This is a genomic window from Serratia sp. N21D137, from assembly GCF_047530005.1.
Lineage (GTDB): Bacteria > Pseudomonadota > Gammaproteobacteria > Enterobacterales > Enterobacteriaceae > Chania > Chania fonticola_B.
The window spans coordinates 110,675-130,116 of the sequence record NZ_JBLJAJ010000013.1; the positions used below are offsets into that span (position 1 = coordinate 110,675).

Here is a 19,442-nt window from a genome sequence, read left to right on the forward strand (position 1 = left end):
CGCTATGTGATGCCCCGGCGATCTGGTATGATCTGCCGATTACAATTACTGATTATCGTCGTTACGGAACATCAAACACATGGTTATAAAGGCGCAGAGTCCTGCCGGTTTCGCGGAAGAGTATATTATTGAAAGTATTTGGAATAACCGCTTCCCTCCCGGCTCTATTTTGCCCGCGGAACGTGAGCTTTCAGAACTGATTGGCGTCACGCGCACCACATTACGTGAGGTTCTGCAGCGACTGGCCCGTGATGGCTGGCTGACTATTCAGCACGGCAAACCGACCAAAGTGAACAATTTTTGGGAAACTTCCGGCCTTAATATTCTGGAAACCCTGGCCCGGCTCGATCACAACAGCGTACCGCAGCTGATCGATAATCTGCTGTCGGTGCGGACCAATATTGCCTCGATCTTTATCCGTGCGGCGGTGCGTAACCACCCGGAGCAGGCGCAGGAAGTGTTGGCGAAAGCGGCGCTGGTTGACGATCAGGCGGATGCTTTCAACCAGCTCGACTATGAAATTTTCCGTGGCTTGGCCTTTGCCTCGGGAAACCCGATTTACGGCCTGATCCTCAATGGGTTGAAAGGGCTGTATACCCGCGTTGGCCGTTATTACTTCTCCAACCCGGAAGCGCGCAAACTCGCACTGACCTTCTACAACAAGTTGTCGAGCCTGTGTCATGAGAAGATGTACGATCAGGTGATGGATTGCGTGCGTAATTACGGTAAAGAGAGCGGGGCTATTTGGCAGAGTATGCAGGGCACTATGCCAAGCGATCTGACCGAAGCGCGTCGTTAATTCGCGTCATATCCGTAATCAGTTAGTTGAAGGGGCGCTGCATGCGCCCCTTTGTCATATTGCAGCCTTATAACGCGTTGGGTCTTGGTGGGCAGCGGTCCAGCAACTCAACGCTGCCATCTTCGTTTTGCTGCTCCAGAATAATGTCGAATCCCCACAGACGATGCAGATGCTTCATCACCTCACGGCGGCTTTTATCCAATGGCGCCCGGTCCTGCGGAATATAGCGCAGCGTTAATGAACGGTCGCCACGCAGGTCCACATTCCAGACCTGAATATTGGGCTCGTGGTTACTCAGGTTGTACTGAGCCGACAGCTCCTGGCGTATCGCGCGGTAGCCCGCTTCGTTATGGATCGCTGAAATCTCCAGGTAATTATTGCGATCGTCATCCAGCACGGTAAACAAGCGGAAATCACGCATCACCTTCGGTGACAGGAACTGGCTGATAAAGCTCTCATCCTTGAAGTCACGCATGGCGAAGTGCAGGGTATCCAACCAGTCTTTGCCGGCGAAATCCGGGAACCAGTAGCGATCTTCCTCGGTCGGCGACTGGCAGATCCGTTTGATGTCCTGGAACATGGCAAAGCCAAGCGCGTACGGGTTGATGCCGCTGTAGTATTGGCTGTTGTAAGGTGGCTGGTAGACCACATTGGTATGGCTGTGCAAGAACTCGAGCATAAAGCGATCCGTCACGCGCCCTTCGTCGTACAGGTGGTTAAGGATGCTGTAGTGCCAGAAGGTGGCCCAGCCCTCGTTCATCACCTGCGTCTGTTTTTGCGGGTAGAAATACTGGCTTACCTTACGCACGATGCGCAGCACTTCACGCTGCCAGGATTCCAGCAACGGGGCGTTTTTCTCCATAAAGTAGAGAATGTTTTCCTGCGGCTCCCGCGGAAAACGCACGGCCTGTTCCGGCAGGGCTTCGCGATCGACTCGCGGCAAGGTTTTCCACAGCGAGTTGACCTGGCTTTGCAGATACTCCTCACGGCTCTTTTGGCGGGCTTTTTCTTCCACCAGCGAGATTTTTTGTGGCCGTTTGTAGCGATCGACCCCGTAATTCATCAGCGCATGGCAGGAGTCCAACAGCTTTTCTACCTCTTCCACGCCATAGCGTTCCTCACACTCGCTGATGTAATGGCGGGCAAACAGCAGATAATCGACAATCGAACTGGCGTCGGTCCAACTGCGGAATAGATAGTTATTTTTGAAAAACGAGTTGTGCCCATAGCAGGCATGAGCCATAACCAGTGCCTGCATGGTGATGGTGTTTTCTTCCATCAGATAGGCAATACACGGGTTGGAGTTGATCACGATCTCATAGGCCAACCCCTGCTGGCCATGCTTATAGCGCTGCTCGGTTTCGATGAACTTTTTACCGAATGACCAGTGGGTATAGTTGATCGGCATCCCGACGCTGGAATAGGCATCCATCATCTGCTCGGAGGTAATGACCTCGATCTGATGCGGATAGGTGTCGAGCCGGTAATGTTTGGCAACCCGGTCGATCTGTTCCAGATACACCTGCAACAGGTCGAATGTCCAGTCCGGTCCATCGCTCAGACGTTTATCTTCCTTAACCTTTTTCTGTGTCGAAGTAGTCATCAGCGCACCCTCGTTATGAACGGCGTCGGCTCTTTTGGCAGACCCTTTAACAATGATAGTCCAAGTCGTAATAAATCGTTTGAAATCATCCGTGCTGAGTACTGATAACCACTTGCGGTTGCTACGCGTAAACCAGCTTTGCGGCCTGTGGTGGCACTCAACCAGGCATTCGAACCGCGAGGCAGAGGAAACTGATGCCCAATGGGGATGGTTGGAATTATTAACCTGCAATATTTAATTAAACAGATTTATGTTCCAAATTGGGTGGGTTGTCATTCCCGGTGCCACTGGCGATTTTCGCTGATGTGTTTGGGGGCCGAATAGCCTGTTTTATCGGCAAAATGCGCTTTAACAGTATCTTATCGTTATTTTATGTCCGCTATTGCCAAAGACGGACGCATCAACGATAAAATAATTGTGAATATTGTCACGATTAATAAACGATTTGTTGAGTAGTTTTTTCCACTGAGTTAATTTCCTGTTATTGGTAGATTGTGCTTTATCGATCCTTGAGCTGGAGTCAGCGATGAGAGTGGTTATTTTAGGTAGCGGAGTGGTAGGGGTTGCCAGTGCCTGGTACTTGGCAAAAGCGGGCCATGAGGTGACGGTGATCGATCGTCAACCCGGGCCAGCCTTGGAAACCAGTGCGGCCAATGCCGGGCAAATATCTCCGGGTTACGCCGCACCTTGGGCAGCTCCTGGGGTACCGTTGAAGGCGATTAAATGGATGTTCCAGCGTCACGCGCCGTTGGCAGTCCGCCTCGACGGCAGCAGTTTCCAACTGCGCTGGATGTGGCAGATGCTGAAAAACTGCGATACTGCCCACTATATGACTAACAAAGGCCGTATGGTGCGTCTGGCGGAATACAGCCGTGACTGCATTAAAGCCCTGCGCCAGGAAACCGGCATCCAGTACGAAGGCCGTCAAGGCGGCACGCTGCAACTGTTCCGCACCCAGCAGCAGTTTGACAGCGCTGCCAAGGACATTGCCGTGCTGGAGGATGCCGGGGTGCCTTACAAACTGCTGGAGGCCAGCCAGTTGGCGACGGTCGAACCGGCGTTGTCGCAGGTTGCTCACAAGCTTACCGGCGGATTACAGCTGCCGAATGATGAAACCGGGGACTGCCAACTGTTCACCCAGCAGTTGGCCAAGCTGGCGCAGCAGGCCGGAGTCAACTTCCTGTTTAACCGCAACGTTGAACGCTTGCTGGTGGAAGGAGATAAAATTACCGGCGTGCAGTGTGATGGTGAAATCATGACTGCCGATAGCTATGTTGTGGCGTTCGGTGCCTATTCTACCGCACTACTGCGCGATCTGGTGTCCATTCCGGTTTATCCGTTGAAAGGTTACTCATTAACCATCCCGATAACCGATGAAGCGGCAGCGCCGTTCTCTACCGTGCTGGACGAAACCTATAAAATTGCCATTACTCGCTTCGATAAGCGCATCCGCGTGGGCGGTATGGCGGAGATTGTTGGCTTCAATACCCAGTTGGAGCAGAAGCGGCGTGAAACGCTGGAAATGGTGGTACGCGATCTGTACCCGAACGGTGGGCGAGTTGAAGAGGCCACATTCTGGACGGGGCTGCGCCCGATGACGCCAGATGGCACGCCGATTGTGGGGCGCACCTCGCTGAAAAATCTCTATTTAAATACCGGCCATGGCACCTTGGGTTGGACGATGGCCTGCGGCTCCGGCCAGTTGCTTGCCGACTTGATCTCTGGGGTTACCCCGGCCATTGCTTCAGACGATCTGGCGGTGGCGCGTTACCGCGCAGACTTTCGGCAGGGGCCTGTTGTTCCATTGAATGACGTGCACCCGGCACGCTGAAACCCAATCTGATAGGAGAGCCCATGCCTCGCCCGATTACCGCTACGCTGCATTTGGCCGCGTTGACCAATAACCTGCAGGTAGTTCGTCGTTTTGCACCCTCGGCTAAAATCTGGGCCGTGGTTAAGGCCAACGCTTATGGCCATGGTTTGCAGCACGTCTGGCGCAGCCTGGCCGAGAATAGCGATGGTTTTGCCTTGCTCGATCTGAACGAGGCAGTGTTACTACGCGAATCTGGCTGGCAGGGGCCGATTCTGTTGCTGGAGGGCTTTTTCCAGCCCTCAGACCTTATGCTGATCGATCGTTACCGGTTAACCACGGCGGTGAACAGCGACTGGCAACTACAGGCGATTGCCGAAGCGCGTTTACATGCCCCTTTGGATGTTTATCTCAAGTTGAACAGTGGGATGAACCGCCTAGGGTTTGCCCCGGAGCGGTTGCACAGTGCTTGGTTAACTGCAAAGGAGTTGCACAATATTGGTTCGATAACGCTAATGAGCCACTTTGCCACCGCCGACGGTCCTGAAGGCGTAACGGCACAGATGGCCGTGATTGACCGCGCCACTGCTGCGATTGATCTGCCGCGTTGTCTGGCCAACTCGGCGGCCACCTTGTGGCACCCGCAGACGCAGGCGGAATGGGTGAGGCCGGGGGTTATACTTTATGGCGCATCACCCAGCGGCCACTGGCAGGACATCGCCGATACCGGTTTGCAACCGGCGATGACGCTGAGCAGCAAAATCATTGGCATCCAACAGTTGCAAGCGGGAGATCGGGTGGGGTATGGCTGGCGTTATGCCGCTGGTGGGGCGCAGCGTATCGGCGTCGTGGCCTGTGGTTATGCGGACGGCTACCCTCGCCATGCGCCCACCGGCACTCCGGTCTGGGTGGACGGTGTTCTGACACATACCGTAGGTTCGGTTTCCATGGATATGATGACGGTGGATCTGACACCGTGCCCGCAGGCAACTATTGGTACTGACGTCGAACTGTGGGGGAGGCATCTGCACGTCGATGATGTGGCTGCCGCAGCCGGAACCTTGGGTTACGAGCTGCTGACAGCCTTGGCGGCACGGGTGCCTATTGTTATTGAGAAATAAGTTCAGCCGATTTTTTTCAACTGCCCTTTGATTTGCTTGCTGCGCTGCCGTGCGTGTAGCGCCAGCAGGCAACCTACCAACATCACCAACGCCAGCGACAGTTTCGGCTGCAGCGGCAACGCCATCGCGATCAGGCCCAGCGCGGCCCCTCCGGCCATCTGAATAAAACCTACCAGTGCTGAAGCCACGCCCGCTTCGTTAGAGTAAGGCTCCAACGCATAGCTGGTTGACGGCCCCATGACAAAAGCCAATCCGGCACAGGCGCAGGCCACGGGCAGGATATAAGCCAACCAATGGCTTTGTGCAGCTTCACCCAGTAGTGCCACCCCCAACACTAAAGCGAGACAGCCTAACCCCATCAGTATGCCGCCGGTCGCCAGGCAGAAAGGGCGGCCAATCTTGTGAATGATGCGGTTGGCGACAAAGCTGACCAGCATGATCCAGAAACCGTTGGCACCAAATACCAAAGAGAACTGCAGCGGTGATAGCCCGGCGGTGCCCATCAGTACGTTAGGTGCCAATGAAACATAAGTTAGCGCCATCCCCATCGCCCCGGCGTTGACCACTGCAAAGGAGATAAAACGGCGATCGCCAAGAATGCGCAGATACTGGCGTACCGGCAGCCCTTTGACGGCAACGGTAGTAGCGGGGCGGGTTTCCGGCAGGAAGAAGATGACCAGCAATAATACCACCGCGGCATAACCGACCAGGAACCAGAATGGGGCGCGCCAGCCGAAGGCTTCTGCCAACAAACCACCGAGCAGCGGGGCCAGTGCAGGAATGATATTCAGCGTGCCGTTGAGAAAACCGAAAGCGCGTGCGGCGTCATCGCCATTCATCCGATCGCGCACGCCACTGAATGCTACAACGGCGGTACAGCAAACGGCCACGCCTTGCATCAGGCGTGAAGCGACAAAGATATCTGCCGTTGTCGCCAGCGCAGCCATGGCTGCGCCCACCATATAAATCAGGATCCCGGCGATAGCCACAGGCTTACGACCGTAATTATCCACCAGCGGACCGGCGATCACCTGGCCAAGACCCAACACCAGAATAAACAGCGAAATGGTGGATTGGATCAAGGCTTCGCTGCTGTTAAGGCCCAGGGCAATGGCAGGAATGGTGGGCAGATAGAGATCGATTCCCAGAGGGCCGAGCAACACCAGGCTAAGCAGGAGAAAGAGAAATTTTTGCATAACAAAAATGGCACATCCGAATGACAAAGAGAACTAGAGTAGAGATCCCAACCGCAAATGGGAAGCGATAACGTATTGATGACAGACAGGAAACCGTTTGCGCTTGATTTGACCTGGCGCGATCATTTTGCCGCGGGCTGGCGGTAATAAAGCGCTGAAATGGTATCTGCAACGTAGCGCGCCTGGTGTTTGGCATCATCCAGCGCCCGGTGTGGTGTGCCTTCAAACGGACGCTGTTTCTTGGGGTTGAAACCATGCAACTCTGCCAGCGTAATGATAGTGCGGGCGTCTTGGGTATCCCAGAACTTCCAGGGGCAGGGCATTGCCAACTGGTGGTAGGCATGTTCCAGGATCGAGCAGTCAAACTCTTTGCCATTGCCCCAGACTTTCACCGTATCGGTGCTGTGCATATGAATAAAACGGCTCAGGTTGGTCAAGACCCGCTTGAGACTTTCGCTGCCCCCGAAGGCCAGTTTACGAGCTTCGTCTGACTGTTTTGCCCACCAGGCCACGGTATCCAGGCTGATTGTCCGACCCGGTTGTTCCTGCTGGCTGTTCACTGCCGCTTCAAATTCTGCTCCTAACTCACCGGTCTTGGGGTTAAAAAACACCCCGGCAACCACCAGGATCACCGCGCTCGGGGTAATATCCAGCGTTTCAATATCTAGCATCAAATGGTTCATGGGGTCTCCAGGCTGAACAAGTTCGTGATGGTACTGCATACAGTCTGGCAGAATATCCAGTGACTTTGAAATAGGCGAAAACGGTCTGATCACGGTATGATGACTTTAGTCATGTTGCAGAGTTGGTAGCTAGCGTTGAGAACACTTATTTTTATTCTATGTATGATCGGCTATCTGCTGGTATTAGGCTATTTTGGCGTTTACGTTACCGATAAAATCTGCGAAAACGCGCAAAACTTAAGTAAACTCTGCCGCATGGTGGATATCTCTGAACCTCACATCCCACCGTCATCCGTCACCCCAGATAGTCGCGGGTGACTAATAGCGTCAATATCGCCGTTATCCCGATTAACACGGCCCATTGGCGCCATCCAAAGCGCGCCAACCATTCCTGTTGCACCTTGTTAGCGTTGAATTGCCTAACGGTTAGGGTACCAGCCAGTAACATTGTCATGACGACCCAAACCAGGCTCAGGCTGGCGGCGGAGAACTCAGTGTGCAAGATATTGGCGTAATACAGGCGCATGGACATAAAGTAGATCAGCAATACCCAACTGAACCCTCTTCGTTTCTTCAGGATCTGGCTGAGCAGAAAAGCGATAAACAGGCTATGAGCCATGGAGATTAACGGTGATTCAAAGGGGTGGCGAACGCAAGTGTTGTATACCGCCAGATAGAGATTAAAGACCAGTAACGCATACACTGTATAAACATACCAGCCATAGACCACTTTCAGTCTTCTGGAGGGGGCTGAGATGGGATTTGCTGTTTGAGTCATGCACTCTCCTTGAGTTATCCAGATTTATAGCATTTAAAAGCTAAATGAAAACTAAACGGCTCAGGAGCATAACCTGCTGAGAAAAAGGTTTTTATCAATATGACGTACCAATCATAAGGCAATAAACCCGCCTGAAACGCCCAGCACCAGAGTGTATTTTGCTACTTGAATTCATTGATGGTAAAGATAATAATTATCATTGTTATTAGTATTTGTTATCTAACAACATCTGAGCACCGTGACTTCTGTTCGCCAAACTGGCCAGCGTTGCCAGCGCGGTTCGTTTTCGGTGCAATTTCAATGGATCCCATGGGGAATACAGGTATGCCTGCGTTTTTTCCTGCCAGTCGTTCCTATCTTTACTGCTCGTTAGCGATTTTCCTGCCACTGACCTCATTTGCTGAAGATACCCTCGTGGTAACGGCAAAACCCGCCGATACGGCGGAAACGGCAACGCATGGCTATGAGGCCAGCACCAGCCAGGGGGCCACTAAAACGGATCGGCCCCTGATACTCACTGCGCAATCCGTCTCCGTAGTAACACGCCAACAGATGAGCGACCAAGGGGCTTTGACGGTTAACGATGCGCTGAAATATACCCCAGGCGTATTCACTAACTTCTCTGGTGGCGCGACGCGTTACGATACTATCGCTCTGCGCGGTTTCCACGGTGGCGACGTCAATAACACCTTCCTGAACGGCCTACGACTGCTTAGCGACGGCGGCAGTTATAACGCTTTGCAGATCGACCCTTGGTTCCTGGAACGCATTGACGTGATTAAGGGCCCGTCCTCCGTGATGTATGGGCAAAGCATCCCTGGTGGGTTGGTGGCGATGACCAGCAAACGGCCGCAGTTTGCCAGTGAAAACCACGTCAATGTGATGGCGGGTAACAACAATACCAAAGGCGGTGCATTTGATTCGACGGGGGCACTGAGCGATAGGTGGGCATACCGTTTGACCGGCATTACCCGCACCAGTGACACCATGTATGACCATCAGCGTGAAGAGCGCTATGCGATTTCGCCTTCGTTGCTGTGGCAACCGGATGAAAATACCTCATTATTGTTGCAGGCCAATCTGCAAAAAGATCCTTCCGGTGGCTACCACAGCGCGGTACCGTCAGACGGCAGCATATATACCACCAGTGGGGACAAGCTGGGCCGGGGATTTTTTGACGGGGAAAGCAGCCGCAATGTGTTTAAACGTTGGCAGCAAATCTACAGTTATGACTTCTCGCATAGTTTTAACGACGTCTGGTCATTCCGTCAAAACGCCAGCTACACCCACTCCAACGTTGAGCTGGAGCAGGTTTACCAGATTGGCTGGAACGCCGACCGCAGCGAGTTGAACCGTTGGTACAGCGGCTCCAATACGTCGTTGGATGCTTATGCCGTGGATAACCAACTGGCGGCGGAGTTCGCGACGGGTGCGTTGGAACATAAGGTGATGCTGGGGCTGGATTATCAACGTTTTACCAATAACCTGTGGGAAGAGTCTGGTTCGGCCACGCCGTTGAACCCTTTCACCGGCGTTTCCGGCGGGCCAGATATCGCTATTCTCAGCCATACCGACTCTAAACGGCGTTATGAGCAGACCGGCGTCTATCTGCAGGACGAAGTCAGCCTCTATAACTGGTATCTCAATCTTTCCGGGCGCGTTGACCGTTTGGAAACCAAGAATACCGTGCTGAATACCGATTCTACCGATGCCCGTACTGACGACCACTTTACGGGCCGAGCCTCTTTGCTGTACCACTTTGACAGCGGTTTCTCGCCGTATATGAGTTACAGCTCCGCGGTGACACCAGCGGTCCTGGCCGATAAAGAGGGGCATCTGCTCAAACCGACCACCAGCGAGCAATATGAGGCCGGGCTGAAGTATCAGCCTCCTGGTAGCAGCTCGATCTACAGCATTGCCCTCTACGATCTGACGCAGAATGACGTAGCCAACCGCGTGGTGAAGGACAGCTACTATGTGCCTGCCGGTAAGGTACATTCACAAGGGATTGAACTGGAGGCCCGTAGTCAGGTGAGCGAGCGCCTGAATATCATTGCCGGTTACAGCTACAACAAAGTGAAATTCAAAGACGCCGTTGACGGTAACAATGGCAATACGCCATACCTGGCGCCTAATCAGATGGCTTCTTTATGGGGGCAGTACAAGGCTGGGCTGGGTATCAATCTGGGGGCTGGCGTGCGTTATATTGGCAAACAGTGGGCGGATAATGAGAATACTCTGCGTATTCCTTCGGTCACGCTGCTGGATGCTTCGGTGCGCATGGATCTGGACAGCGTAAAACCGTCGTTGAAAGGGGCTTACGTGCAGCTGAACGCCAATAACCTGACGGACCGGGAATATGTTGCTGGTTGCTATGGCACTGGCTACTGCTATTGGGGAGCGGGGCGTTCAGTTATCGCTACCGTGGGGTATGACTTTTAACGGCTAAACCGTACTCATCCCGCTGAACGTTAGCGGGATGAGGTGCTAAAACAGCGAAAACAACAGCACAACGGGCAGGCTGAGTGGCCAGGTCAGGCCGATGATCAGCGCGCTAAGCAGGCGGATGGGGAGGGTATCGCGGCTGACCAGAAAAGTGACAATCATCGAAACCAACAGGCCAATAAAATAAACGTATTGCGTGACTTCCCACAGCGATAACATGAAAACCATCCCGGTAATTTTTACCGCTCATTTTAGGCGGCTCCCCGCAAGTAATCAATGTGTTAATGCGGTGTAAAAGGGTGGAGGGGGTGTCTTGTCGCACAGGTGAAAGAGCGCCTTATCGAAATTAATTATAAATAGCCCTTGCTAATAACTCTGGGTTATGAGTAAATAGCGTCATCGGTTTGAAGTACAGACCTTATGAAAGCAGTTTTAGTAAAGTAGTTCTCAGTATTAGCGATATCCGACAGATACCTCTTCTTCCGCGAATTTCCTTCTAGTGCCCCCATAAGTTTCCACTGAATTGCAGACCTCATTCGCCATTATGGCGGCCTAAAAAATAATGAAGGAAGTATCTATGTCTAATAAAATGACTGGTTTAGTAAAATGGTTTGACGCTGGTAAAGGTTTTGGTTTCATTTCTCCTGCTGATGGCAGCAAAGACGTGTTCGTACACTTCTCTGCAATCCAGGGTAATGATTACAAGACGCTTGATGAAGGCCAGCAGGTTGAATTCAGCATCGAAAATGGCGCCAAAGGCCCATCAGCAGTCAACGTTACAGCAATGTAATGTGACTCGGTAGTGTGGTTGAAACTTGCAATAGCGATGATGGTGTAGACCGGAGCAGACAAGCGATATCCACACTACCACATCAATCCCGGCCTGGTGCCGGGATTGAATATATCCTCCTAGCCATGAGGGTAGACAGAAAAGCCAATTTCACCAAAGTTTGCTTTTCTGTTGTGAAAAAGCCGTGCTTAGGCTGTGCAATGCTGGAGTGTTCGATGGACGCTTGCACCGCATCATGACAGCCGGGAAAGCGACCGGCACTACTTTTAACCCTGGCGTTTACGCCGGGGTTTTTTACATCCATTTTCCCCGCTCGAAAAATATTTTCAGATTACTGCATCCAATATTCTCGTTCACTACGTATATGGCTATGTGAGGACATCTTCCCACATCACCCTTCGAGGATATGACCATGAAAAAGCTTCTCTGTACTGCCCTGTGTTCATCACTGTTGTTCAGTAGCGTCTCAATGGCTGCCATGATGTCCGAAACGGTAATGGTAGGTGGTGCCGCCATGTACCCCAGCAAAAATATTGTCGAGAATGCCCTCAACTCCAAAGATCACACCACGCTGGTTGCTGCGGTGAAGGCGGCTGGCCTGGTTGACACTCTGCAAGGCGCAGGTCCGTTTACGGTGTTTGCTCCGACTAATGAAGCCTTTGCCAAACTACCTGCCGGGACGGTCGATACCTTGCTCAAACCTGAGAATAAGGCGGCGCTGACCGGCGTGTTGACCTACCATGTGGTTGCCGGCCGCTATGATATGAAACAGCTGGAGAAGAAAATCAAGGAAGGGCACGGCACGGCCGAGCTGAAAACGGTCAATGGCCAACCGCTGTGGGTTATGAATAATGGCCCCCACAATATTCAGCTCAAAGATGGCCAAGGTCATATTGCCAACATCAGCACCTATGATGTCTATCAGAAAAATGGCGTGATCAACGTTATCGATAGCGTTCTGTTGCCAAAATAAATCCCGTCTATACTAGGTGCAGGCTGCCAAAAGGCTGCCCGCACCTTGATAGGACAGGACAGGACATGACCAAAGCACTTCCCGAACAGCATGTCGAATTGATGCAGGCCGTTGCGCTTGGCGACCGCAACGCATTTGAACAACTTTATCGGCAGACCTCGCCGCGCTTGTTTGCCGTTGCTCTGCGTTTACTGCGCCGTCAATCCTGGGCCGAAGAGGTACTGCACGAAAGCTTTATCAGCGTGTGGAATCGCGCTGCCAGCTATGACCCCAATCTAAGTTCCCCTTTGACCTGGCTGACGCACATTGTGCGCAACAAGGCTATTGATTGGTTGCGCAGTGCTGGAGGCCGGGCGGGGCAAACGGAAGAGGAGTGGCTGGATGAGCTGGGGGCGAGCACGGAAGAACCCGCTAGTCAGTTGCTGTTGGGTGAGGAGGCTGGAAAGCTGGCCGAGTGCCTGAATCATCTGAACGTTGAACAACGTCAGAGCATTGTGTTGGCTTACTACCAAGGCATGTCTCATGGCGAGGTTTCGGCACATCTGCAACAACCGCTTGGCACGATCAAAAGCTGGATCCGCCGGGCACTGGATCATTTGAAAAACTGTGTGGGCCTATGAAAAGCAAAGGTGAGTATGACTCGGCGTTAGCCGCAGAATATGCCTTGGGCACGTTGCGCGGGCCTGCGCGGTTGAACTTTGAACAGCGTATCCAGCGGGATCCGACGCTGGCCGCCTTGGTGGCACGTTGGCAAACGCTGCTGGCTCCATTGGATCTGGCGCTGACCCCAGTATTGCCTCCGGAACGCGTGTGGAAAAAGATCAAACTTGGTTTGCCCATTGAGGTCGCGCAACGACGTAAACGCTGGGACTACCTTGGCTGGGCACTGGCTGCCGGTTTGGCCGCGTTGTTGCTGGTGCCGCGTTTTATCAGCCAGCCGCAGGATTTTGCTCCGGCGGTGGTGCTCAATGCAGGTCAGCAGGGCAGTGGGCAATGGATTGTCAGCATGGACCGTGGCAAACGCCATCTGAGACTAACCCCGCTTAACCCGCAAACGTTAGCCGTAGCCAATAGCCTGCAACTGTGGGCGATCTCGCCCGGTGAAAAACCACGTTCCTTAGGGTTGGTTGCTGCAGAGAAGCCGACCGAGCTGGCAGTGAACTCGATGACGCTGGCGCAGGGCATGACCATTGCCATCAGCCTGGAGCCAGCGGGTGGCTCACCTACAGGGCTTCCTACCGGTCCGGTACTGTACAGCGGCCAGTTAATTTCACTGTGAACTGATTGATATTCTTGCCGATGGTTTTTCGCTAAAGGCGACGATAATCCCATTTACGACCATACTAAAGTTATCAACCATCGTTACAGGTGACTTTATGATATGGATCGAGCAAGGGTTGTACTTGAGAGTGGTGCAGATGGAAAATGCACCCAAGCCTTATCCGTTGGATAGCGGATTCAGCCTGTATACGGCCTATCGTGCATTGGGGATGTATAATCCTTCGGAAACCGCCGATGCTTATTTCATCCTCTCGAACGATCGCGATGAGATCTGGTTTATCTGCAACCGCCATCTTAGGACGGTGGGCCTGTTCCCTGATATCCACGATTTTAGGTATTTGTTGTGATATCGAAACATCTTCGCCTTATGGCTGCCTGAACCATTTTGTGAATCACCAAAAATCTCGCCTCGGTGAGATTTTTGCCATTTGAGTCCTAACGATTAGTTGTGGCATGGCTAGTACAACCCTCGCGAATACTCCTCATCCTTCTGCTTTGAGATACTGCTTATCTAAGCCGTGTTTTGGCTTAAACGAAGGAATTCAAATGCAGACAAATAGACAAGGTATTACCGATCGTGAGGTGTTGCTGTCATGAACCTGGCAGGGTTGATCCAGTTTTTCAGAGGCCATTGGCCGCTACTGATGATCTTAGGTTTCGCAGCCCTATTGTTTGGCATGAGTCAGCGTATTGATGCGTTGAATGCCGACATAGGGCAGTACCAGAAAGATAACCAGGAGTTGAGCAGTGCATTGAATGGCAGGGATGAAACCATTCAGGCGCTGAAAGGTGCGGCGGATGCCGATCGTCGTGCTACCGAACAACAGCTCAAGATTGAACAGCAAAAGAGAGTAAAGGCCGATGCTGAAAATAGAACGTTACGCAAAGCGTTGGAGGATAACGACTGCGGTCATCAGCGGTTGCCTGCTGATGCTCTCGATATCCTGCGCGGAGCGACCAAAACCGGTGCCACCGGCTCCGCAACTGATCTACGTATATCCGCCAGCGGTATTGCTACAGCAGTGTGAGAAGACACCGTTTACCGGGGAGACTTTCGGGGATGTCGTTATGGCCTTACAAGTGAGCCAGAGTGAGCTTGATATCTGCGCCTCACGGATCGAAGCGTTGATCAAATGGCGGTGTTGTTGAGTTTATAGCGGTTGCGGCTGGTTGGCGAGGATGCAGCATTCCTATGAGTTAAAACGGCCAGCTAACTTTCGTTGCTGGCCGTTTTCTATTAGATCACGCCGTTTGCTTATGAAACAGTTCCCTGAATACCGGATAGATATCATCCGGCTCGCGGATATGCTGCATGGCAAAGTTTTCAAACGTCGCCTGCAGATGTTCATACTCACGCCACAGCGTCTGGTGAGCACGGCGGGTAATTTCGATATAGCTGTAGTAACGCACCATCGGCAGAATGTTTTTTGCCAACAGTTCATGGCACAGTGGCGAATCATCAGCCCAGTTATCCCCGTCCGAAGCCTGAGCGGCATAGATATTCCACTGTGCAGGATCGTAACGCTCCTCGACCACTTCGTTCATCAGCTTGAGGGCGCTGGAAACGATGGTGCCGCCGGTTTCCTGTGAGTAGAAGAACTCCTGCTCATCCACTTCTTTAGCCTGGGTATGGTGACGAATATAGACCACCTCAACGTTCTTATAGGTTCGGCTGAGGAACAGATACAGCAGAATATAAAAGCGTTTGGCCATGTCTTTGGTTGCCTGATCCATCGAGCCTGATACGTCCATCAGGCAGAACATGACCGCCTGGCTGGAGGGTTCAGGCCGACGTTCGTAGTTCTTGTAGCGCAGGTCGAAGGTGTCGATAAACGGCACGCTGTCGATTTTTTTGCGCAACTCGGCAATCTCCTTACGCATGCGCTCTTCTTCCAGCAGTTGCACCGGTTCGGTGTTTTCCAACTGGGCAAGGCTGTCTTCAAGCTCATGCAGAGCACGTCGCTTACCGGCGGTCATGGCAGTTCGACGCGCCAGCGAGTTTTGCAGCGAACGCACCACGCTGATATTGGCCGGTACGCCGTTGGCGGTGTAGCCTGCACGGTGGGTTTTGTATTCGGTCAGCTGTTTGTACTGATTTTTCTTCAGGTTGGGCAGCGCCAGATCCTCGAACAACAGGTCGAGATACTCATCTTTGGAGATCTGGAAGACAAATTCATCCTGGACATCCCCATCCTGGCTGGCATTGCCCTGGCCGCCACCACCACCGCCGCCGCCTTGTGGGCGTTCAACGCGGTCATTTTGTACGAAGTGATCGTTACCGGGATGAACGCGATGGCGTTTACCGCCGCGCCCTTGATGGAACATTGGCTCGTTGATATCGCCACCGGGGATCGATACCGATTCCCCGCTGTCCACGTCGGTAACCGAACGCTTGTTGATGGCTTCGGCAATCGACTGTTTGATTTGCGACTTATAGCGACGCAAGAAGCGCTGGCGGTTCACCATGCTCTTGTTTTTGCCATTCAGCCGTCGGTCAATGAAATACGCCATACATCCCCCAAACAACGTTGCCAACTTTCTCTACCTTGGGTGTTTCAGGCTGTAGCCGTTAGGCTACAACCCGAAATCCTCAGGTATAGGCTATCTATGACGTCAGCGGTCGTCGGTTTATGAAGATTTTCTCACCCGCAGATACCATTCGCACAGTAGACGAACCTGCTTGCGGGTGTAGCCTTTCTCCATCATCCGGTCGACGAAGTCATCGTGTTTTTTCTGCTCATCCGTTGAGGTTTTAGCATTAAAGGAAATGACTGGCAGCAGCTCTTCGGTGTTCGAGAACATTTTCTTCTCGATAACCGTACGCAGCTTCTCGTAACTGGTCCAGTTCGGGTTCCGGCCGCTGTTATTGGCACGGGCACGCAGGACAAAGTTGACGATTTCGTTGCGGAAATCTTTCGGGTTGCTGATACCCGCTGGCTTCTCGATTTTCTCCAGTTCAGCGTTCAAGGACTCACGGTCAAACAGCTGGCCGGTATCTGGATCACGGTACTCCTGATCCTGGATCCAGAAGTCTGCATAGGTCACGTAGCGGTCAAAAATGTTCTGACCGTATTCGGAGTAGGATTCCAGATAGGCGGTCTGGATCTCTTTGCCGATAAACTCGGCGTATTTCGGGATCAGGTAGCCTTTCAGGTGCTCCAGGTATTTCTCTGCCAGATCCTGCGGGAACTGCTCACGCTCGATCTGCTGTTCCAGGATATAGAACAGGTGTACCGGGTTAGCCGCAACTTCGGCATGGTCAAAGTTGAACACCCGAGACAGAATTTTGAAGGCGAAACGGGTCGAAAGGCCGTTCATACCTTCATCCACCCCGGCATAGTCACGATACTCCTGATACGACTTGGCCTTGGGATCGGTGTCTTTCAGGCTTTCACCATCGTAGACACGCATCTTCGAATAGATGCTGGAGTTGTCTGGCTCTTTCATACGCGACAGTACGGTAAAGCGAGCCAGCGTTTCCAACGTGCCAGGGGCGCAAGGCGCGTGGGTCAGTTCGCTGTTATCGAGCAGTTTGTCGTAGATTTTAATCTCTTCCGACACCCGCAAGCAGTAAGGCACCTTGACGATGTAAACACGGTCGAGGAAGGCCTCGTTATTTTTGTTGTTGCGGAAGGTCACCCATTCCGATTCGTTAGAGTGCGCCAGGATAATCCCGCTGAACGGCAGGGCAGAGATCCCCTCGGTACCGTTGTAGTTACCTTCCTGGGTGGCGGTCAACAGAGGATGTAGCACCTTGATCGGCGCTTTGAACATCTCCACAAACTCCATGATCCCTTGGTTGGCGCGGCACAGTGCGCCGGAGTAGCCATAGGCATCCGGATCGTTCTGCGCGTGATTTTCCAACTTACGGATATCCACTTTACCGACCAACGCAGAAATATCCTGGTTGTTCTCATCGCCCGGTTCGGTTTTGGCGATGGCAATTTGTTCAAGTATTGAAGGACGAACCTTCACCACTTTGAATTTGGTGATGTCCCCGCCGAACTCATGCAGGCGTTTAGCGGCCCACGGCGACATAATGGTGCCAAGATAGCGCGTCGGGATGTTGTATTCTTTTTCCAGAATAGTGGCATCCTCCTGCGGGTTGAACAGGCACAGCGGATGGTCATTGACCGGGCTGCGCTCGCCGTTGGCGCTCAGGGTGTAAATCGGTACACGCTGCATCAAGGCTTTCAGCCGTTCTGCCAGTGAGGATTTACCGCCACCCACCGGGCCCAACAGATAAAGGATTTGTTTCTTCTCTTCGAGGCCCTGGGCAGCGTGTTTCAGGTAAGAAACTATCTGTTCGATAGCTTCTTCCATGCCGTAGAACTCCTCGAATGCCGGATAGCGTGCGATCACGCGGTTGGAGAACAGGCGAGACATACGCGACTCAAGCGCGGTATCGACCATCACTGGTTCACCGATAGCCATGAGTAGACGTTCTGCCGCATTGGCATAGGCACTGCGATCTTGCCGGCAGATGGAAAGAAATTCCTGCAGTGTGAACTCTTCGTCCTTGGCAGCTTCGTAGCGCTGGCGATAGTGGTCAAATATGTTCATGGCGATGCCCGTCCTTTCGTTATTAGCACAGGTTAAAAAAGGAGCTGGTGTTGGTATTCTGGCTCCCGAAAGCGTGAAGCTATGACTGAGTACAGCAACCCGTATGCCAACTTGGTGCGCTTATTCTCGCGAGTTGCGCTGTATTGCCACTGGGCTCAGCCTAAATTCACCTTCTGATTTTAAGCTTAGTTGCATACTGGAAAATTTCCTGCAAGAGAAAGGGTCTTTTTTAAGTCATTTCAATGACTCAGTTAGGGCGGGGGGCGGCAAATGCCTTGTCTGGCGCGGGTTGCGGCAAAAAACGTCATCTTTTTGCCATCAATAATTCATCTTTGGGTTCTAAGTTATTCGATCTTGGTTGTTTTCTATTGTAAAGATCCGGCAGGCTGGTCGGTTTTCACATAAACTATAGTCGTTAATTACATCTTGTTATCTATGGAAAAAGCCAGTGAAGATATCTAAACTCAAAACGCTAGCAATTATCGCTTCCGCAATGGTTTGTGCGCACAGTGCTCAGGCAGGAAGCTGGTCACTCGGTGCTTCAGCGCTGGTTAGCCCAGATCCTTATCGTGGTTATCAGGATCGTGTCTATCCCGTTCCTATTATCAATTACGATGGCGATGATTTTTACTTCCATACGCTGTTGGCCGGTTACAACCTGTGGAAAGATCAGCAAAATCAGCTGAGCCTGATCGCCTATTACTCACCGTTGCACTATAAGCCAGGCGACAGTGACGACGACCGCATGAAGCAGTTGGACAAGCGCCGTAGCACCATGATGGCCGGTGTGGCCTTTACACACAGGGCCGAGTGGGGATCGATCCGTACGGCTTTCTCTGGCGATATGCTGGACAACAGTAACGGCCTGGTGGGCGATATTGCCTATCTCTATAAGTTCCAGGTGGACTCCTGGAGCTTTGCTCCTGGCATCGGGGTAAACTGGAACAGCTCAAACCAGAACCAATATTACTATGGCATCAATGGTGATGAGTCCCGCCGTAGTACCTTCAACACCTATAAGCCGAGCGATAGCTGGTCGCCATACGTCGAATTGAGCACCAACTATAATATCAACGCCAACTGGAATGCCTTCTTCACGGGGCGTTATACGCGCCTGGACAGCGAAGTTAAAGACAGCCCAATGGTTGATAAATCTTATACCGGCATGTTGTGGACGGGTGTGACTTACACCTTCTAATGGCTGGTTGCACTATCATGGTGCATTAGGTGCATCGAAAAGGGGCGGAAACGCTCCTTTTGCACATCTGTAGAGGCCCCATTCCCACTCGAAACGCAACAAAGTGACCCACTGGCCAGACCCGGATAAAATCACCGCTCTGGCCCTACTGGAGAGCCTGTTGCATGCAGGGAAAACATCTGACTCAGAAAGAGCGGTTCTA

The 19,442-nt window shown here is 52.4% G+C and carries 18 protein-coding genes; 11 read left to right on the plus strand and 7 right to left on the minus strand.

Annotated features, from left to right (window positions below):
* Positions 1-79: 79 nt before the first annotated feature.
* Positions 80-799, plus strand: coding sequence for a fatty acid metabolism transcriptional regulator FadR (gene fadR / locus ACMV5H_RS12725; RefSeq protein WP_021181184.1), 720 nt, complete (start codon positions 80-82; stop codon positions 797-799).
* Between the two features lie 67 nt (positions 800-866).
* On the opposite strand, the gene ACMV5H_RS12730 is transcribed toward fadR, so the two are convergent.
* Positions 867-2,402: a SpoVR family protein gene (locus ACMV5H_RS12730; RefSeq protein ID WP_021806633.1), complete on the minus strand. Its 1,536-nt coding sequence runs from the start codon at positions 2,400-2,402 to the stop codon at positions 867-869.
* Positions 2,403-2,928: 526 nt separating this feature from the next.
* On the opposite strand from ACMV5H_RS12730, the gene ACMV5H_RS12735 reads away from it, so the two are divergent.
* Together ACMV5H_RS12735 and dadX are read left to right on the plus strand one after the other, a co-directional pair.
* Entirely contained in the window at positions 2,929-4,233 is a 1,305-nt protein-coding gene (locus ACMV5H_RS12735) for a D-amino acid dehydrogenase (protein ID WP_021806631.1), read from the plus strand.
* Between the two features lie 23 nt (positions 4,234-4,256).
* Positions 4,257-5,333, plus strand: coding sequence for a catabolic alanine racemase DadX (gene dadX, locus ACMV5H_RS12740; RefSeq protein WP_414821931.1), 1,077 nt, complete (start codon positions 4,257-4,259; stop codon positions 5,331-5,333).
* 2 nt (positions 5,334-5,335) lie between these two features.
* Here dadX and ACMV5H_RS12745 read toward each other — a convergent pair whose 3' ends face one another.
* The 3 genes from ACMV5H_RS12745 to ACMV5H_RS12755 form a co-directional block, all read right to left on the minus strand.
* A complete protein-coding gene (locus tag ACMV5H_RS12745; protein WP_021806629.1) occupies positions 5,336-6,529 on the minus strand; it encodes a multidrug effflux MFS transporter in 1,194 nt (397 codons plus the stop codon).
* Positions 6,530-6,651: 122 nt separating this feature from the next.
* The gene (locus ACMV5H_RS12750; RefSeq protein ID WP_021181189.1) at positions 6,652-7,212 is read right to left on the minus strand and encodes a 3'-5' exonuclease; all 561 of its coding nucleotides are present in this window, start codon (positions 7,210-7,212) and stop codon (positions 6,652-6,654) included.
* A 295-nt stretch (positions 7,213-7,507) separates the two neighbouring features.
* Complete coding sequence (locus ACMV5H_RS12755) at positions 7,508-7,990, minus strand: hypothetical protein (RefSeq protein ID WP_115158841.1); 483 nt, start codon at positions 7,988-7,990, stop codon at positions 7,508-7,510.
* A 324-nt stretch (positions 7,991-8,314) separates the two neighbouring features.
* Between ACMV5H_RS12755 and ACMV5H_RS12760 the strand changes: the two genes are divergently transcribed.
* Positions 8,315-10,432 (plus strand): TonB-dependent siderophore receptor, encoded by a 2,118-nt coding sequence (locus tag ACMV5H_RS12760; protein WP_414821932.1) that lies wholly within the window; start codon positions 8,315-8,317, stop codon positions 10,430-10,432.
* 45 nt (positions 10,433-10,477) lie between these two features.
* Here the strand turns inward: ACMV5H_RS12760 and ACMV5H_RS12765 are convergent, their stop codons facing one another.
* Entirely contained in the window at positions 10,478-10,654 is a 177-nt protein-coding gene (locus ACMV5H_RS12765) for a GhoT/OrtT family toxin (protein WP_021181193.1), read from the minus strand.
* Positions 10,655-11,012: 358 nt separating this feature from the next.
* Here ACMV5H_RS12765 and cspA point away from each other — a divergent pair, with 358 nt between their 5' ends.
* The 6 genes from cspA to ACMV5H_RS12795 all read left to right on the plus strand — a co-directional run bounded on the left by cspA (position 11,013) and on the right by ACMV5H_RS12795 (position 14,507).
* Entirely contained in the window at positions 11,013-11,225 is a 213-nt protein-coding gene (gene cspA, locus ACMV5H_RS12770; protein ID WP_024485401.1) for an RNA chaperone/antiterminator CspA, read from the plus strand.
* A gap of 412 nt (positions 11,226-11,637) precedes the next feature.
* Entirely contained in the window at positions 11,638-12,198 is a 561-nt protein-coding gene (locus ACMV5H_RS12775) for a fasciclin domain-containing protein (protein WP_115158843.1), read from the plus strand.
* A 65-nt stretch (positions 12,199-12,263) separates the two neighbouring features.
* Entirely contained in the window at positions 12,264-12,818 is a 555-nt protein-coding gene (locus tag ACMV5H_RS12780) for a sigma-70 family RNA polymerase sigma factor (protein ID WP_368438111.1), read from the plus strand.
* A complete protein-coding gene (locus tag ACMV5H_RS12785; RefSeq protein WP_414821933.1) occupies positions 12,815-13,477 on the plus strand; it encodes an anti-sigma factor domain-containing protein in 663 nt (220 codons plus the stop codon). Before ACMV5H_RS12780 ends, ACMV5H_RS12785 begins: the two co-directional genes overlap by 4 nt.
* A 97-nt stretch (positions 13,478-13,574) precedes the next feature.
* Entirely contained in the window at positions 13,575-13,826 is a 252-nt protein-coding gene (locus ACMV5H_RS12790; RefSeq protein ID WP_021806622.1) for a hypothetical protein, read from the plus strand.
* Between the two features lie 246 nt (positions 13,827-14,072).
* Positions 14,073-14,507 carry a DUF2570 family protein gene (locus ACMV5H_RS12795; RefSeq protein WP_021806621.1) on the plus strand — a complete coding sequence of 145 codons (435 nt, stop codon included), beginning with the start codon at positions 14,073-14,075 and terminating at the stop codon, positions 14,505-14,507.
* Between the two features lie 214 nt (positions 14,508-14,721).
* Here the strand turns inward: ACMV5H_RS12795 and ACMV5H_RS12800 are convergent, their stop codons facing one another.
* Positions 14,722-15,990, minus strand: a complete 1,269-nt coding sequence (locus ACMV5H_RS12800; protein ID WP_414821934.1) for a YeaH/YhbH family protein — start codon at positions 15,988-15,990, stop codon at positions 14,722-14,724.
* 117 nt (positions 15,991-16,107) lie between these two features.
* Entirely contained in the window at positions 16,108-18,042 is a 1,935-nt protein-coding gene (gene yeaG, locus ACMV5H_RS12805; protein ID WP_021806619.1) for a protein kinase YeaG, read from the minus strand.
* Positions 18,043-18,535: 493 nt separating this feature from the next.
* On the opposite strand from yeaG, the gene ACMV5H_RS12810 reads away from it, so the two are divergent.
* Positions 18,536-19,240, plus strand: a complete 705-nt coding sequence (locus ACMV5H_RS12810; RefSeq protein WP_037376116.1) for a MipA/OmpV family protein — start codon at positions 18,536-18,538, stop codon at positions 19,238-19,240.
* The last annotated feature ends 202 nt before the right edge of the window (positions 19,241-19,442 follow it).

Excerpts from the sequence above, each read along its gene's own strand:
- ACMV5H_RS12790 (WP_021806622.1), top strand. The coding sequence starts at position 13,575 with ATGATATGGATCGAGCAAGGGTTGTACTTGAGAGTGGTGCAGATGGAA.
- ACMV5H_RS12775 (WP_115158843.1), top strand. The coding sequence starts at position 11,638 with ATGAAAAAGCTTCTCTGTACTGCCCTGTGTTCATCACTGTTGTTCAGT.
- dadX (WP_414821931.1), top strand. The coding sequence starts at position 4,257 with ATGCCTCGCCCGATTACCGCTACGCTGCATTTGGCCGCGTTGACCAAT.
- ACMV5H_RS12780 (WP_368438111.1), top strand. The coding sequence starts at position 12,264 with ATGACCAAAGCACTTCCCGAACAGCATGTCGAATTGATGCAGGCCGTT.
- ACMV5H_RS12730 (WP_021806633.1), bottom strand. The coding sequence starts at position 2,402 with ATGACTACTTCGACACAGAAAAAGGTTAAGGAAGATAAACGTCTGAGC.
- yeaG (WP_021806619.1), bottom strand. The coding sequence starts at position 18,042 with ATGAACATATTTGACCACTATCGCCAGCGCTACGAAGCTGCCAAGGAC.
- fadR (WP_021181184.1), top strand. The coding sequence starts at position 80 with ATGGTTATAAAGGCGCAGAGTCCTGCCGGTTTCGCGGAAGAGTATATT.
- cspA (WP_024485401.1), top strand. The coding sequence starts at position 11,013 with ATGTCTAATAAAATGACTGGTTTAGTAAAATGGTTTGACGCTGGTAAA.
- ACMV5H_RS12755 (WP_115158841.1), bottom strand. The coding sequence starts at position 7,990 with ATGACTCAAACAGCAAATCCCATCTCAGCCCCCTCCAGAAGACTGAAA.
- ACMV5H_RS12810 (WP_037376116.1), top strand. The coding sequence starts at position 18,536 with ATGGTTTGTGCGCACAGTGCTCAGGCAGGAAGCTGGTCACTCGGTGCT.
- ACMV5H_RS12750 (WP_021181189.1), bottom strand. The coding sequence starts at position 7,212 with ATGAACCATTTGATGCTAGATATTGAAACGCTGGATATTACCCCGAGC.
- ACMV5H_RS12735 (WP_021806631.1), top strand. The coding sequence starts at position 2,929 with ATGAGAGTGGTTATTTTAGGTAGCGGAGTGGTAGGGGTTGCCAGTGCC.
- ACMV5H_RS12760 (WP_414821932.1), top strand. The coding sequence starts at position 8,315 with ATGCCTGCGTTTTTTCCTGCCAGTCGTTCCTATCTTTACTGCTCGTTA.
- ACMV5H_RS12765 (WP_021181193.1), bottom strand. The coding sequence starts at position 10,654 with ATGTTATCGCTGTGGGAAGTCACGCAATACGTTTATTTTATTGGCCTG.
- ACMV5H_RS12795 (WP_021806621.1), top strand. The coding sequence starts at position 14,073 with ATGAACCTGGCAGGGTTGATCCAGTTTTTCAGAGGCCATTGGCCGCTA.
- ACMV5H_RS12800 (WP_414821934.1), bottom strand. The coding sequence starts at position 15,990 with ATGGCGTATTTCATTGACCGACGGCTGAATGGCAAAAACAAGAGCATG.
- ACMV5H_RS12745 (WP_021806629.1), bottom strand. The coding sequence starts at position 6,529 with ATGCAAAAATTTCTCTTTCTCCTGCTTAGCCTGGTGTTGCTCGGCCCT.
- ACMV5H_RS12785 (WP_414821933.1), top strand. The coding sequence starts at position 12,815 with ATGAAAAGCAAAGGTGAGTATGACTCGGCGTTAGCCGCAGAATATGCC.